Annotated in this window: 1 protein-coding gene; it reads right to left on the bottom strand. The window is 68.5% G+C overall.

Annotated features, from left to right (window positions below; all coding sequences use genetic code 11):
* Positions 1–327 (bottom strand): PLP-dependent transferase (locus tag AX750_RS19705; RefSeq protein WP_197432846.1); only part of this gene is annotated, 327 nt, incomplete at both ends.

Here is a 327-nt window from a genome sequence, read left to right as displayed (position 1 = left end):
CCGGGTGGACGATCAGGCTCTTGGCGTCGCCCAGATTGTTGGAGATGCGGATCAGCTTTAGCCCGTTGAGGAAACGGAAGGCGGCGTCCTTGCCACCCTCGACCTCGAAGGCGACCAGCGTCGAGGGGCCGGTCATCTGGCGAGCGATGATCTCGGCCTGCGGATGGTTCTTCGCGCCCGGGAAGATGACGCGCGACAGGCCGGGGCGGCCGGCGAGCCAATCCGCCACGATCGCAGCGTTGTGGGCCTGCTGGCGCACGCGCAGCGGCAGCGTCTCCAGCGCCTTCAGCATCACCCAGGCGTTGAAGGGCGAGATCGCCGGGCCGG

Origin of the sequence: Methylobacterium sp. CCH7-A2 (assembly GCF_001557075.1) — a bacterium.
GTDB classification, from domain to species: Bacteria; Pseudomonadota; Alphaproteobacteria; order Rhizobiales; family Beijerinckiaceae; genus Allobosea; species Allobosea massiliensis.
The sequence above is the reverse complement of the archived record's forward strand: the minus strand, read 5'-3'. Positions and strand labels throughout refer to the sequence as shown.